The sequence below is a fragment of the Bifidobacterium ramosum genome, assembly GCF_009299505.1.
Lineage (GTDB): Bacteria > Actinomycetota > Actinomycetes > Actinomycetales > Bifidobacteriaceae > Bifidobacterium > Bifidobacterium ramosum.
This window is the reverse complement of record NZ_WBSM01000006.1, coordinates 170,512-184,575: the sequence shown is the minus strand read 5'-3', so window position 1 is coordinate 184,575 and position 14,064 is coordinate 170,512. Positions and strand designations below refer to the sequence as shown.

General features: G+C 56.8%; 11 protein-coding genes. 1 reads left to right on the top strand and 10 read right to left on the bottom strand.

Going from position 1 to position 14,064, the window contains the following annotated elements; all coding sequences use genetic code 11:
- Nucleotide 1: 1 nt before the first annotated feature.
- The 8 genes from DSM100688_RS06960 to DSM100688_RS06920 all read right to left on the bottom strand — a co-directional run bounded on the left by DSM100688_RS06960 (nucleotide 2) and on the right by DSM100688_RS06920 (nucleotide 10,448).
- Nucleotides 2-3,202 (bottom strand): type I restriction endonuclease subunit R, EcoR124 family, encoded by a 3,201-nt coding sequence (locus DSM100688_RS06960; RefSeq protein ID WP_152358411.1) that lies wholly within the window; start codon nucleotides 3,200-3,202, stop codon nucleotides 2-4.
- 23 nt (nucleotides 3,203-3,225) lie between these two features.
- Nucleotides 3,226-3,891, bottom strand: coding sequence for a Fic/DOC family protein (locus DSM100688_RS06955; RefSeq protein ID WP_152358410.1), 666 nt, complete (start codon nucleotides 3,889-3,891; stop codon nucleotides 3,226-3,228).
- Nucleotides 3,884-4,075 (bottom strand): antitoxin VbhA family protein, encoded by a 192-nt coding sequence (locus DSM100688_RS06950; protein ID WP_152358409.1) that lies wholly within the window; start codon nucleotides 4,073-4,075, stop codon nucleotides 3,884-3,886. The genes DSM100688_RS06955 and DSM100688_RS06950 overlap by 8 nt, the downstream gene beginning before the upstream one ends.
- A gap of 14 nt (nucleotides 4,076-4,089) precedes the next feature.
- Nucleotides 4,090-5,316 (bottom strand): restriction endonuclease subunit S, encoded by a 1,227-nt coding sequence (locus DSM100688_RS06945; RefSeq protein ID WP_152358408.1) that lies wholly within the window; start codon nucleotides 5,314-5,316, stop codon nucleotides 4,090-4,092.
- Nucleotide 5,317: 1 nt separating this feature from the next.
- Nucleotides 5,318-7,879, bottom strand: coding sequence for a type I restriction-modification system subunit M (locus DSM100688_RS06940; protein WP_152358407.1), 2,562 nt, complete (start codon nucleotides 7,877-7,879; stop codon nucleotides 5,318-5,320).
- Nucleotides 7,872-8,711 (bottom strand): GIY-YIG nuclease family protein, encoded by an 840-nt coding sequence (locus DSM100688_RS06935; RefSeq protein ID WP_152358406.1) that lies wholly within the window; start codon nucleotides 8,709-8,711, stop codon nucleotides 7,872-7,874. Before DSM100688_RS06935 ends, DSM100688_RS06940 begins: the two co-directional genes overlap by 8 nt.
- Nucleotides 8,708-8,917 (bottom strand): YlcI/YnfO family protein, encoded by a 210-nt coding sequence (locus DSM100688_RS06930; RefSeq protein ID WP_152358405.1) that lies wholly within the window; start codon nucleotides 8,915-8,917, stop codon nucleotides 8,708-8,710. Before DSM100688_RS06930 ends, DSM100688_RS06935 begins: the two co-directional genes overlap by 4 nt.
- 607 nt (nucleotides 8,918-9,524) lie before the next feature.
- A complete protein-coding gene (locus DSM100688_RS06920; protein WP_152358404.1) occupies nucleotides 9,525-10,448 on the bottom strand; it encodes a site-specific integrase in 924 nt (307 codons plus the stop codon).
- 210 nt (nucleotides 10,449-10,658) lie between these two features.
- On the opposite strand from DSM100688_RS06920, the gene DSM100688_RS06915 reads away from it, so the two are divergent.
- Nucleotides 10,659-11,864 carry an ATP-binding protein gene (locus tag DSM100688_RS06915; RefSeq protein WP_204316636.1) on the top strand — a complete coding sequence of 402 codons (1,206 nt, stop codon included), beginning with the start codon at nucleotides 10,659-10,661 and terminating at the stop codon, nucleotides 11,862-11,864.
- Here DSM100688_RS06915 and DSM100688_RS06910 read toward each other — a convergent pair.
- Nucleotides 11,847-12,416: a restriction endonuclease subunit S gene (locus DSM100688_RS06910; RefSeq protein ID WP_152358402.1), complete on the bottom strand. Its 570-nt coding sequence runs from the start codon at nucleotides 12,414-12,416 to the stop codon at nucleotides 11,847-11,849. The two genes, DSM100688_RS06915 and DSM100688_RS06910, sit on opposite strands and share 18 nt — an antisense overlap.
- A 79-nt stretch (nucleotides 12,417-12,495) precedes the next feature.
- Complete coding sequence (locus DSM100688_RS06905; RefSeq protein ID WP_239519309.1) at nucleotides 12,496-14,001, bottom strand: alpha-L-fucosidase; 1,506 nt, start codon at nucleotides 13,999-14,001, stop codon at nucleotides 12,496-12,498.
- Nucleotides 14,002-14,064: the final 63 nt, after the last annotated feature.

Here is a 14,064-nt window from a genome sequence, read left to right as displayed (position 1 = left end):
CTCACTCCTCCCCATCCGCGTCGATGTCGTATCCGCCGTCGAGCACGAACCGGGTCAGTATGCGGCGCACTTCACGATTTACATTGCGTTGCGCCATGGTCGTGTGTCGCATCGCTTCAAGAGAGGCCTTTGCGCGCTTCTTATCGACGGAATTGAACAGCTCGTCGAACCGTCCGTACCCGTTGAGCGTCGTTTCGGTAATGTGCTGCATGAGCAGTTCTTCCAGCAGCGACCGGTCGACGCCGGTACGGTCCACAAGTTTGTCGACTTGTTCGTCCTTCTCCCGTCTTGCGTACTGGGTGATGTAGTCACGCAACGTCATGCCGGGTTCGGGGTGCACGTCGCCGCGTTCCACGTCGTGCAGGAACAGTTCGGCGAGCCGTTGATCGTTGGCCGACAATGCGGCGAACGAACGGTGCAGTTCCCGGGATGCGGCAGCCAGTTCGCCGTTGTCCTCGTGCAACGCCTTGAGCCACTTGTCGAAGTTGGCGTTCATGTAATCAGTGTCGATGAGTCCGGTGTCGATCTCGGTGAGGTAGCCTTCCAGCTCATACGGTGCTTCCGTATTCTCGGAGCCTGAATCATCCCCGTCCTCGTCGTCGCTGTCGTCGAACAGTTCCTTGTATCGTTGCGCGAGGATCAGATATGTGCGTTCGTCGATCTGCGGTTGGACCACGGTGGTTTCGCCGTCTTCGTCCACACATTCGAAGGTCGGCTTGTCCCACGTGAATCCTTGGATTTTGGCCGCTTCGAGCGCCTTGTTGAGTTCCACGAACTCCTTGGCGAACTTGCGTTTCGCCTCCACCGATTCCGGCAGCCGCGCAAGGTCGCCCACGCCGGACGACGCGAAGACGTCGCGGATATCCGAGAGCCGCTCGTCCATGGTCTTGACGTTCTCGGGAAGTTTCTGCACGAACAGGTCGAGCGGTCGGTCGCCGGAATACAGTTTGACCGCGGCTTTGATGTTCTCGCGCATGGTGTGCGGCTTGCGATAGTAGCGGATCGTGCCGAACGGCTTGTCGGGGCCGAACAGTCGGTTGGTGCGGCTGAAGGCCTGGATGATGCTCTCGTATTCGATGATCTTGTCAAGGTAGAGCGTGTTGACCCATTTCGAGTCGAAGCCGGTGAGCATCTGGTCGACGACGATGAGCAGGTCGAGCCGCGCGTCACGGTTCGCATCAATGGTGCCGTAGGGGGCTTTGTGCGACAGTCGCGAGGAGATGTCCTTTTTCATCGCCGGCCAGTCCACGATGCCGAAATGCTTGCCGTACGTCGTGTTGTAGTCGGTCATGATTTCGGCGAGCGCATCGCCTTTGACGCTCGCCCCGGCGTTGTTGTCGATGTTCGGGTCGAACAGGGCGGTGACGCGCAGTTGCGGAGCCTGCTGTTTGAACAGGCGATAGTAGTTGATCGCTTCGGGGATGGAGCTGGTGGCGAGCATGGCATGGAATTTGCTGCCGTGGCTGAGCACGGGGAACTGTTCGAGGATGTCCTTGACGACCATGCCGGCATGCGGTTTGCCGATGCCGTATTCGCCGGTTCCGAAGCATCCTTCGATGCTGGGACCGCGGCTGCCGTCGGCATCAACCGCCGACGCCATGGGCATTTGCGTCTTGTCCATGTAATGCTCATACACGTCGGCCTTGTCCGGGTCGGCGAGCGCTTCCTCCACGGTCGCGGCTTTCGCCTGGTGCAGCGCGACGGCGAGCCGTACGTCGGCGTCCTTGTAGGTGGTGACCATGGTCGGGTCGAAGCCGAGTACGTTGTGGTCGCGGATGCCGTCGGCGATGCTGTATCGGTGCAGGCAGCCGCCGAAGATCATCGCGGTGGTGGAGTGCTTCTTCTGGTTCTCGTCGAGGATCGGCGTTCCGGTGAAGCCGAAGAACATCGCGTTTGGGAACGATCGTCGGATGTCCTGCAGCATGTCGCCGAACGTGGAGCGGTGACATTCGTCGACGATGAATACGACGCGTTTGGCGGCGAGACGGTCGAGTTCGGCTTGCGTGACGCCGCGTTCGCCGAGTTTCACGTTGCTCATTTTCTGGATGGACGTGACGATGAGCGTGTCTTTGGGATCGTCGCTGGAGAGTTTGTCGCGCAGCACGCCCGTATTTTCGGTGCCCTGCACATCGTCCTCGTTGTCGGCGAAGGACTGGTATTCCTTGAGCGACTGTGTGCCGAGTTCGATGCGGTCCATGAGGAAGACGACTTTGTCGGCGTCTTTGGAGTCGGCGATGAGTTGCGCCGACTTGAAGCTGGTCATGGTTTTGCCTGAGCCGGTGGTGTGCCATACGTAGCCTCCCGGCCGCCCGGGCACGGCGGGGCGGGCGTCCCAGTCGCACTTGCGTACCGCGTCGGAGATAGCGGATGCGGCGTAGTACTGGTAGCTGCGCAACACTTTCAGGCATCCGTCTGCCGAGTCGGCCACGGTGTAGAAGCCGATGAGCTGGTGTGCCATCGGAATGGACAGGAGTTTCGCGCAGAACCGTTTCCATTCGTCGTCGCCGGGGTGTTTGCCTCCGCAGATGGGCTCGTTGTTCCAGTCGGCCCAGTGGAAGTAGTAGCTCGGGTTGAACCGATCCGCGCCCGGATTGGCGAAGTACACGGCTTCGTCGGGGTTCATGGCGACGAATACCTGCACGAGTCGGAACAGCCCGGCGAACACGCCTTCGTGCGCGTATTTCTCGATCTGATTGGTCGCCTGGCTGACGGGTACGCCGCTGCGTTTCAATTCGATATGGATGAGCGGCATGCCGTTGATGAGCAGCATAAGGTCGCCACGGCGTGAGTGGAGCATCGCGTTCCTGGCCGGATAGACCGGCTGCTGCGCGATCTGGTATGTGCTTTTGCCGCCGGCGATCTCCTGCCGGTCGTAGATGTAGAGGCTGATTTCCTTGCCGAAGTGCGCTTCGTCTTCTTTGTTGTCGCGTTTGATGGAGACGGTGCGGCCGTTGACGAACGAGTTGAGCGCGAGCGGCGTGCGCAATGTTTCGATCTGTTCGATGATCTGCGCCATCTCGCCGTCGGTGAGCGGATATTGGCCGAGCTGGTCGATGCCGCAGTTGTTGCGGTAGAGGATGGATTTCCAGTTCTCGAGCAGATCATGTTCGGTCGGATACTTGAGCACGCCGTCCTTCCAGCCATGCTGTTGCAGCACGGTGATGACGTTCCCCTCGAAATCAGCTTCGTTGTCGAAGATCATGATCGATTCCTTCTTCGTGTTGCTTATTGCGCGTCGGTGCGCAGATGACCTGCGGCCAGCGATTCGTTGCCGATCGGCACGGCGGGATCGCATGGCGACGCGATACGCCGGAATATCGCTTCCAGCATCGTGTAGTTCTGGTCTTCCGCCGCGAGTCTGCTGGCTTCGTCGTTCTCCTCGCCGCTGACGAGACGCCAGTCGAGATCGTATCCGGCATCGTGACAGAACAGTGTCCAGAACAGGCGTTGCACACGGCCGTTGCCTTCACGGAACGGGTGGATGAAATTGTAGTTGTCGTAGTGGTAGGCCAGCCGTTGCGCAAACCGTGGCAAGTCAAGGCCGACGAGCATGTTGTCTTTCCGCAGTTCTCCCCGCGCCCAGCCGACGCCCATGGCGATGTTCGTCGACGGCAGGAAGAATTCGGCGCCCTCGACATTTTTGCGAATCTCCACGGTGCGGATCTCACCTGCCCAGTCATAGATGTCCTGGAACAGGATGCGATGCAGCATACGGAAATCGTCCAACGATCCGCTCATAGGCGGAATCGGTCTGGTGAAGAACTCGTTCATGCGCAGTGCGACGAATTCGCCTTCGGCGTTCTGCAGTTCGTCGTAGGTCGTCGCGCCGACCAGATTGCACAGTATGCCGGTCCGCCGATCGACATACGGGTCGACGAACCGGTCAGGCATGAGCGGCGGCTTTCGGCTCGTGCTTGCCGACCTTCCAACGGCGTTTGGTTCTGGTCATAAGCTCCTCGATGGTGAAGTCGCCGTCGACATACTGTTCGGCATCACGCCGGAACTCGGCGGAGACGTAGGCACCTTCCATTTCGCCGGAATGGATGGCCTCTTCCATGATGCGTTTGCGATCCATGATTCCTCCGATTCCTAAACGAACATCTTATCGAGCAAGGATTTCTTGATATTCTGCAGCAATGCCAACTTACGCTGATGAAGGGTGATGAGGGCGTCGAGCCGCGAGAAGAACCGGCCGATGGCCTGCTGCTCGGCGAGCGACGGACAATCTACTGTCACACGAACAAACGAATCCCAGTAAAGACGTTTGCGAAAATCCGTGACGCCATAAGACAGATCGTTCATCTGGTTTACTATGCTGTGCCGTCTCAACAGCACATCGAAAAACCTCTGATCCTGTGGTGACAGCGGCTTCGCAACAATATATGCAGGACTTACCATTCCTTTGACTGATGCGGTTCCGATGGCTCCCTGCCATGCACGCATCATGTTGAGTACTATATCGCCGGATTCGACCTTCTTGTAAAGAGACTTGTCCTCGCTTCTTCTCACATTCTTGCCGAGTTCGTCCGAGGTTAGAGAACCATCGGAGACACCGCCATAGATCGAGACGGACAGAATTTGGAGATCATCGTTACCCCGCTCATCTCGGTTCTCGTACAGCTCTCCCAACTTACGCTGTTCCCAAGGGTCAGTAAAACCGGAGAAACGAATACGCGGCACCGACTCACCCTCTCGAGGGAACATCTGTTCGAGCATCGACTTCTTCAGCACAACCAACTTGTCATACTTACGCTGATGAAGGGTGATGAGGGCATCAAGCCGCGAGAAGAACCGGCCGATGGCCTGCTGCTCGGCCAAACCGGGAGTTGGAACAGACAGCTCCATCACCTTGCTCTTTGATATGTTGAACCGCGAAATGCCTTGCGCCAGCAACGTCATCTGCGCCCTGACCTCGGACGATCTCAACATATACGCCAAGTATTCTGAATCAAAAGTGCCATTTTGTCTATAACCGAAACAGAAGCTGTTCAAGTAGACATTCGGCTTATTGACAGGCCAAACAGAAGACATGCCGACTTCCTCGGGTGTCTCTGAAGACACCGTAAACAAGGCATCACCTCGTCTGACCTCGTTCTGACGATGGTCGATCTCGATTGCCTCTAGACGATCTGCATCCGCAACCGGGTTATCAAATACATTCGTGTAAGGAACAAATCGCGCCTCGCCATGTCCGAAATCTTCCTTCGTCTTGCCCGACAACCCCGAATATGTCGTTCCGCAATCCCCCAACTTACGCTGTTCCCAAGGGTCAGTAAAACCCTGAAAACGAATCGAAGGTACGTTCGAATCAGCCATCTCACTCACCTCCCAACAGGGCCTTGAGTTCGGCGATGCCGGCCATGTCGAATTCGTCGCCGGTCAGCTGGTCAAGCATCGAACCAAGTTCGCGCTCGGCGTCATGAATCTGACCGCACACGTCGGCGTACGTGGTCGCGTACTTCTCGTCCAAGGCCGTGACCTTCGCCACGAGTTCGTCGAGCACGGCGGTGGGCAGCGTTTCGAGTTTGCTCTGCAACGGCTCGACCCACTTGGCGCTCAGCAGTTCAGCCGTCTGTTCGTCGGTCAGGTGCTCGATAACCGTCGCGGTCTTGTCTTCGAGCGCGGCGTTGAGTTCCTTGATGGTCTTCTTGACCGTTTTTTCCTCGTCGATCAGCCGGTTCGCGGCCACGATCGTACGGTCGAACTCAGTGTCGGGATGCTTGCCGATCGACTTGGCGGCCTTCTTCACTTCGGCCGGCACGAATGCGTCGCCATCCTCGTTGATCGCATCCGAGCTCTTGTCGTCCTCGTCCACGTTCTCCAGCAGATCGTTCAGCTCCTGTCTGATCTCGTTCAGACGGCGCTCCTGCGCATCGATTTCGGCCAGATCGGCCGTCATCAGACGTTCCTGCACGAGCTTGAACGGCAGAATATGGCCTCGCCAGCCGTCCTGTACTTCGACGTCCTTGCCGCCCTTCTTCTTGACGGTCATGTTCGCGTCGACCTTGCGCACCGCGTCGAATCCCTCGTTATGCAACGTTTCCAAGTCGTCGGAGATCGTCTTCCAGCCGTCCACGAACACCTGATATGCGGCGTACGCGTCCACCAACGGCACGTCATGCAGACGACGGAACAGATCGTCGGCCAGTTGCTCCGGTTTGCTGGCGATATCCACGTCGGCGTATCCGTCGATCAGCTCGCCGTTCAGGAACGCACGATAATCGGCGAAACGCTGCTTGTACTGTTCGACGTACTGTTGCACTTCGGCGTTACCATACACCGTATCCTTCACCGAGCCGCCGTTCACTCGCGCGATGTGACCATCTTTCATGGCGAACAGCTGCGACTTGAGGCTTGGGAACACGTCCCAGTACCGGTGCAGCGCATCGATCTCCTGCGCCGGCACGCCGCCGAACATCGTGGCGTAGATGTCCCACTGCTCGGCGGGTTCGGACGAATCCACGTAGCGAGGAATGTTGAGGTTGTAGTCGTTCGCGCGAATCTCGTCGATACTCACCAGACGGCTGAACTTGTCGACCGTCTTCGAGCCGGTCACCGCGTCCACGATGCGTCGGATGTCGCACGCGCGAAGCCGGTTGTTCTTGCCGTCCTTCGCGAATCCTTTGGACGCGTCTACGATGAGCACATGGTCGTCGTCGCGATGCTTGCGCAGCACCATCACGATGGTGGGGATGCCGGTGCCGAAGAAGATGTTCGCCGGCAGACCGATGATGGCCTGAATATGGTGATGCTCCACAAGATTCTTGCGGATCGCGCCTTCCTCTCCCCCGCGGAACAGCACGCCGTGTGGCAGGACGATGCACATCATGCCGTCGTCACGCAGATGGTACAGGTCGTGCAGCAGGAACGCGTAATCGGCCTTGGACTTGGGTGCGATGCCGTATTCGAAGCGGACGTCCTCGCCGGGCGCCGGTGGTTCCCAACTGAGCGAATACGGCGGGTTCGAGACGACCGCATCCACGAACAGCGGCGTATAGGTTTCGTCGCGAGTCTCATCGGAATCGAACCACGGCCAGTCGGCTTTGAGCGTGTCTCCGTTGCGGGCGAAGATGTTGCTGGGCAGGATGCCGCGCATCACCAGGTTCATACGCGTGAGGTTGTACGTGTTCTCCTTGAGTTCCTGCGCGTAGTATTTGATGCCGTTCGGATTTCCGTTGCGACGGGCGACGGACTGACCGATGTGAATGAGCAGCGAGCCGGAACCGGACGTGGGGTCGTAGATCTCGATCTCGTCGCGACCTTGCAGATGCCATGCGATGATCTCGCTCATCAGCTGGGAGACCTCGCTCGGCGTGTAGAATTCGCCGGCCTTCTTGCCCGCGTTGGAGGCGAACTTGTCGATCAGATATTCGTAGATGTAGCCGAGGGTGTCGTAGCCCTCGCGGCTGTCCATCGGAATGTCCTTGATGAGGTAGATCAGGTCGCGGGCGGCCTTGGAACGGCTGCGCTCGTCGGTGCCGAGCTTCGACAGGCCGGTCTGGAGCGTCTCGAAAATACCGGCGAACACACGCCGGTGCGCCGGGTTGATGTTGCGCTCGAATGCCGACAGCGCCTCGCGCACATCGGCAATGGTGAAGTCGGAGCCCGAGGCGATCCATGTGGAGAACAGGTTGTCGTAGGAGATGAAATAGCCGCACAGCTGGCGCACATCCTCCACAGTTTCGACATCATCCTCGACCAGCGCGGGCAGGTCTTCGTCGGTCCAATCGTCCTCATGCAGCCGCGCCACCAACGTTTCTGAGAGGAACTTGTAGAAGATGAAGCCGAGAATGTAATCCTTGTACTCGTTCGCCTCGATCTTCGACCTCATCCGATTGGCCGATTCCCAAATCCTCGCGGCGAGCTGTTGCTTATTCATTCATGTGCTCCTTGTTCCTGTACACTTCATCGAGCGTCTTGCCTTGATCGTTCACCCATTCGGTCCAGCCATTTTGGCTACCACCGAGAACGAACACGGCGGCCGTGGACGGGCTGGCGAAGGTCACGTCATGGTCAAGCTTCGCCTTGCCGTGTTGACTACCAAAGAGCTGCTCTCGGGCGGCGATGGCTCCCCGGTTCTTGATAATGCCGCGTCCCAGTTCAACCTCGGAACCGGCAAGGACGGTAAACCGCCCGGTTGCCTTATCGTATTTCCCGGTTGCCGAGATTCCGTTCTTCTTGGTGTGGAATCCTTCGCTCACATGCGCCGCGGTTTCCGAACGATTGAGGTCATAACCGAGGACTTTCATGCGAAACAGCATGTTCTCATGCAGCTCCTCGACCCGTTGCTCTTTATACGGGTTCACATGCGGACTGGGAAGGTACGTATTATCCGTCTCGTATGAGCCGTTTCGCTGGACAAAGTCAATCGCCTTCGCCTCAAGGGCGTCCAACACATCCCTGTCGATGTTGATGTCGCCGTCAAGGAACATGACGGCCTTGTTCCAGAACTCCTTCTTGGCCTTATGGTCTTCAAGACGGGCAAGCCCCTGCGTGGTCTGCCCGGCATACACGCGGCCAAGCACACCATGATCCTCATCCAACAGGTAATACACGCCCCGTTCCGGTACATTCGGCAGTTTCTTCGCCTCGGCCAACTTATCTCTTGGAACCACGATGGTGACCAACGATTCACCTTCCACACGACAAATGCGAATGCCGTCCGGATCATTGTCGATAAGCTGCATGGTCATGGTGGTGAGACGAATCATCGCTCGCCATCCTTGACCAGCTCATTGATGATGCAGGTTCTCACGAAGGCCGAGAAACTCATGCCACGAAGCGCTGCGGCTTCTTTTGCGGAATCCCGAAGATTTGCCGGAATACGCATGGTGACAGGAACCGTATCACCGTCGACGAGGTACGCTCGTATCTCGGTTTCACCAGCACCCTTTTCTATGAGGTTTGAATAAGTCATCGCCTCGCCGCACTTTCAAACTGCAATACAAATGCATTCATTATACGCCCGCTTGGGAACAGCGTAAGTTAGGGGATATTGCGCAGCGTGTGACTCGCAAGAATGAGAATAACGAGTCTGATTTACCACTGACTATATCGGCCCAGTATGGCCTGATTGACCAAAGACTCTTCTTCAATAATCAAGTTGCAAGTAAGGATATGAGCGGGTATTTCCTCTTGCAAAAAGGTGAGTTCGCCTATAACAAAAGCACGTCCTCGGACAGTCCGTGGGGTGCAATCAAGCGTTTAACTCGGTATGAAAAGGGTTGTGTTTCCACGCTTTACATTTGTTTTGAGCTGTCTGGAGCTGATCCCGATTATCTCGTGACGTATTACGAGACAAACCGCTGGCATAAGGCAGTTCAGATGATCGCTGCGGAGGGCGCGCGAAATCATGGTTTGCTGAATATAGCGCCAGATGATTTTTTCGATACGGTTTTGTCGGTACCATCATCGCCCGCCGAGCAGCAGGCCATCGGCCGGTTCTTCTCGCGGCTCGATTCCCTCATCACCCTTCATCAGCGTAAGCATCGCAACGTGCGACACTTACGCTGCAACCGTTCGACTCACATCAGCGTTGATAGTGCTCTCATCACAATGTCAACGTCCTTGTTCTCCAGCTCGCGAATGACATGCAGATACGTGTCCTGCGTGGTATTCATACTCGCATGGCCGAGTCGTTTGGAAACGCTGGCTATCGATACTCCCGCAAACAGCAGTAACGATGCATGGGTATGCCGAAGTCCATGAATCGATATCACCGGCACTCCGACCTGCTTGCAATGCCTGGCCAAAATGTTGTTCGCCGTTGAATTGTAGACTTTGCCTTTTGCGAAGATCGGCTCGTCTTCGGGCAATTCTTTCAACAGTGCGGAAAGCTGCATGATAAGTTGCCAGTCGAGTTGCACTTTGCGGACGGAGGAGGCGTTTTTCGTCGGTACGAATCCTCCGCCGTTCTTATAGTCCCATGTCTTGTTCACGGAAAGCGTCTGATGCACGAAGTCGAAGTCGTCCGGCGTCAGACCCAATGCTTCCGAAAAACGTAACCCGGTTTTCGCGATCAGCAGTATCAGCCAGTCCCAGCTGGGTTCAGTGCCAAGCGACAAATCGGCAAGAATCGCATGCAGTTCGAACTGGTTGAGATACTTCTGTTTCTTCTGCCGTGGTTGCCTCCCTTTGATGATGACCTTGCGGGTTGGATCGCGCTGGATGAATCCCTCGTCAACGGCATCGAGAATGGCTCCTTTCAGTTGATGATGGAAATCCATGGTCGTTTGTCGTTCGTGATATTCGGCGTAGCCATTGATGAGTTTCTGGTAACTAACACGGTCAAAATCGGACAGCTTGAGATCGGGAATAAGCTTGGCGAGCCACGCTTGCGTAATCCGGTACTTCTTCATCGTCACATCGCGGATCGCGCCTTCCTTGTAGACGTTGACCCATTGCGCGTAGTAGTCGCAGAATAGCGTCTCTTGTTTGGTTTCGACCATGGTGAGTCCTTTGTTGGTATGAAATATCTCGTCTAAAATTGGGTTACGACCCAAGAAAAATGGCGATAGGGAAAATTTATTGGGTTATAATCGGAAAAGTAACCCAAGACGATAACTATACCGGATTATGATCGGTAATATTGACACGATGAAAGAAAGGGCTGTGCCGTTATGTCCCATCTGACTTTGCCTCGCCCGGACTATCTTGCCATGATCGAACCCTATATCGACGCTCCGCTGGTGAAGATCCTTACGGGAGTCCGCCGTTGCGGCAAATCCACGCTGATGGGACAGATCGCAGACCGACTGAGAGAGCGCGGCATCGATCAGCGGCATATCATCAGATACTCCTTTGATTCCATGCAATATGACGGCTGGAGTGCGGCGGAACTGTACCGTCAGTTGTCCGACGCCCTGCCATCAACGGATGCGGATGACTCCGAACGCGCCTACCTGTTTCTGGACGAGGTGCAGGAAATCGATGGCTGGGAACGCGTCGTCAATTCCCTGATGTCGGAGAGTAGCGTCGATATCTATGTCACCGGATCCAATTCAAGGATGATGTCATCGGAGATCTCGACGTATCTGACCGGCCGGTACGTCGCCTTCCGCGTGTTTCCGCTGTCGTTCCGCGAGTATCTGAGATTCTGCGACGAGTATGGAACGGGAGATGGCGACGGCGACACGCACCGCCGTCTTGGTGGTTACATACGTCGCGGCGGTTTCCCCGCGACCTGTCTCACTGCATACACGGACGATCAGGTGTATGCAATTGTCCGTGACATCTACAATTCGACGATCTTCACCGATATCGTGCGTCGTAACAGTATTCGCAAGGTCGACCAACTGGAACGTATCGTGAGGTACACCTTCGACAATATCGGGCGAACATTCTCGGCGGCTGGCATAACCAAGTATCTCAAAAGCCAAAACCGTTCCATTGACGCGGAAACCGTATATTCCTACCTGAGGAAACTCGAATCGGCCTATATTCTCCATCGCTGCTCCAGATATGATCTGGAGGGCAAGGAGATTCTGAAGACACAGGAAAAGTTCTATCTGGCCGATACCTCACTGCGGTATGCGGTGCTCGGATACCGTCCGGACAGTGTCGCCGCCATGCTGGAGAACCTCGTGTATGTCGAACTACTGCGACGCGGATGGCAGCCGTACATCGGTAAAATCGGAACCGCTGAAATCGATTTCGTCGCCAGTAAACAGGATCGTGTGATGTACCTTCAGATCGCGCAGACATTAGGCGATCAGAGTACGAGGGACCGCGAATACGGACGGCTGCTAAGCATCCGCGACAATCATCCGAAATACGTGCTGTGCACCGACGAATATGCGGAAGGCAATTATGAGGGCATCATCACCATGCATGTCGCCGATTTCCTGCTATCGGACGAATGGTAAATACTGCTTACGCTGATGAAGGGTGATAAGGGAGTCAAGCCGGGAAAAGAACCGGCCAATGGCCTGCTGCTCGGTAAGCAACGGCATCAAAACTGGACACTCAGCATATTCCTCAGCATTAACCCCAGGCTGTCCGGATCGTTGTGAAGTAATACTCACATAACGCTTATAGGTTTCACCAAGCGTTGACTGGAATACAAAACACGGATCAATATCAGGCTTCAGTCTCATACGAATTAGAAAGCCAGCGAAATACGCAATGCCGTCTTTTGCCTGATAAATATAGGTTTTGCCGACACTTGCACCAGTTCTGGCAAAAACAATATCGCCTTCAGACAACCGGTAATCCCCGCACCGGCTGAGGTCAGCGTCAGGTGAAGTCAAATCATTCTTAGAGAACTGACGGGTGCTGTCGTCAATATCCGTAATACGAAGATACCCATTCTTACCATCGTAGGCAGTAGCGGATGCATTCAAGCCATAGCTGAATGAATCAGCAAGCTCCCCCAACTTACGCTGTTCCCAAGCAGACGCAGCAACCCCAACGGACATACAGCCGATTCAACCCCATAAATCGGCTGTATGTCCGTTATTACAGTGCGAGCCGAGGGCACACGGCCAGAGGCACGTCCTACGCGATGGCGATGCGGAAGATGACCGGGGCGTCGCCGGCGACGACCGGCGCATGCACCTCGAGGGCGGTGCCGTCGCGGGTCCATTCCAGCGCTTCTCCAGCCCCGCTCCCGACCCCGAGCATGTGGATGTCGCGGATCAGGCCGTGGAAGTCGGCGTTGTGTTCGGCATCGCCCTCCTTGAGCCGCTCGAACCGGTACACGCCGTCGGCGGCCGGCCGCAGGGCGATGGCGTACAGATTGCCGCCGTTCACCGTGTACCGCACGTCGCGCGAGGTGAAATGCTTCTTCACGCCGTCGGAGAACTGGCCTTCGATGATCTGCGTCGGCCCTTCGCCGAACCGCTTCCACGGCTTCGATCCGTAGATCGCCTCGCCGTTGACGCGCAGCCAGTCGCCGATCGCGGTGAGCACGGCCAGATCCTCCTCGCCGAACGTGCCATCGGCCTTCGGCCCGACGTTGAGCAGCAAATTGCCGTTCTTGGAGACGATGTCGACCAGATCCTGCAGGATCTCGGCGGCAGGGCGATACTCGTTGTGCTCGGTGTAGCACCACGAGTTCAACGCGATCGCCGTGTCGGTCTGCCAATGATACGGCTTGGCGTCGGCGAGCTGGCCACGTTCGATGTCCGGCGTGGCGGTGCCGAACATGAACGAGTCCTGCTTGTAGCAGATCGTGACCTCCTCGCCCCACTCGTCCGCGCGGTCGTAATAGTACGCGGCGAACTTCTTGAGATACGGCTGAACGGCCTCGTGCAGGATCCACCAGTCGAAATACAGCACCTTCGGCCGGTACTCGTCGACGATCTCGCAGCAGCGCAGCAGCCAGTCCTCGAGGAACTCGGCGGTGGGCGCGGGCGTGCTGTGCTGGTCCATGTGGTCCGGCTCGGGCATAGCCGGCCAGTAGAAGTCGCCGCGGCGCAACGGCTCGTGGATGTCGCTGTCGAATTCCTTGCCGTGGCCCATGAACCACCAGTGTTCGACGCGGTGCGACGACGCACCGTTCACGAGTCCCCGCTCATGGAACGCCTGCGTCAGCTCGCCGAGCACGTCGCGTTTCGGCCCCATCTCCGCCGCGTTCCAATGTGACAGGCGGCTGCGGTACATCTGGAAGCCATCATGGTGTTCGGCGACCGGCACCACGTACCGCGCACCGGTGCGCGTGAACAGGTCGGCCCACGCGTCCGGGTCGAAACGCGGCGCGGTGAACATCGGGATAAAGTCCTTGTATCCGAACTCCTTCTGCGGCCCGTAGGTCGCCACATGGTGCTCGAATTCCTTCGACCCCTGAATATACATGTTGCGCGAATACCATTCGCTGCCGAACGCGGGCACCGAATAGACGCCCCAGTGGATGAAGATGCCGAATTTCGCATCCTCGAACCATTGCGGCGTGCGATGTTGCTGCAGCGACGCCCAGTCGTCCTTATATCGGCCGTGCGCGATCACCTCGTCGATCGCCGCGAGGTCGCGTCGCATCTCGTCGTTGGTTTCCGGGATTGTCATGACCGCATCGTCTCCTTGATCGTGTGAATCGTCTCGATTGTACGACAATGGGCCGTGGTTCGC

Bases quoted from the DNA above. Each gene is read 5' to 3' on its own strand.
- DSM100688_RS06950 (WP_152358409.1), bottom strand. From the start codon at position 4,075: ATGGATCGCAAACGCATCATGGAAGAGGCCATCCATTCCGGCGAAATG.
- DSM100688_RS06905 (WP_239519309.1), bottom strand. From the start codon at position 14,001: ATGACAATCCCGGAAACCAACGACGAGATGCGACGCGACCTCGCGGCG.
- DSM100688_RS06935 (WP_152358406.1), bottom strand. From the start codon at position 8,711: ATGATTCGTCTCACCACCATGACCATGCAGCTTATCGACAATGATCCG.
- DSM100688_RS06910 (WP_152358402.1), bottom strand. From the start codon at position 12,416: ATGTCCGTTGGGGTTGCTGCGTCTGCTTGGGAACAGCGTAAGTTGGGG.
- DSM100688_RS06930 (WP_152358405.1), bottom strand. From the start codon at position 8,917: ATGACTTATTCAAACCTCATAGAAAAGGGTGCTGGTGAAACCGAGATA.
- DSM100688_RS06920 (WP_152358404.1), bottom strand. From the start codon at position 10,448: ATGGTCGAAACCAAACAAGAGACGCTATTCTGCGACTACTACGCGCAA.
- DSM100688_RS06955 (WP_152358410.1), bottom strand. From the start codon at position 3,891: ATGCCTGACCGGTTCGTCGACCCGTATGTCGATCGGCGGACCGGCATA.
- DSM100688_RS06945 (WP_152358408.1), bottom strand. From the start codon at position 5,316: ATGGCTGATTCGAACGTACCTTCGATTCGTTTTCAGGGTTTTACTGAC.
- DSM100688_RS06960 (WP_152358411.1), bottom strand. From the start codon at position 3,202: ATGATCTTCGACAACGAAGCTGATTTCGAGGGGAACGTCATCACCGTG.
- DSM100688_RS06940 (WP_152358407.1), bottom strand. From the start codon at position 7,879: ATGAATAAGCAACAGCTCGCCGCGAGGATTTGGGAATCGGCCAATCGG.
- DSM100688_RS06915 (WP_204316636.1), top strand. From the start codon at position 10,659: ATGATCGAACCCTATATCGACGCTCCGCTGGTGAAGATCCTTACGGGA.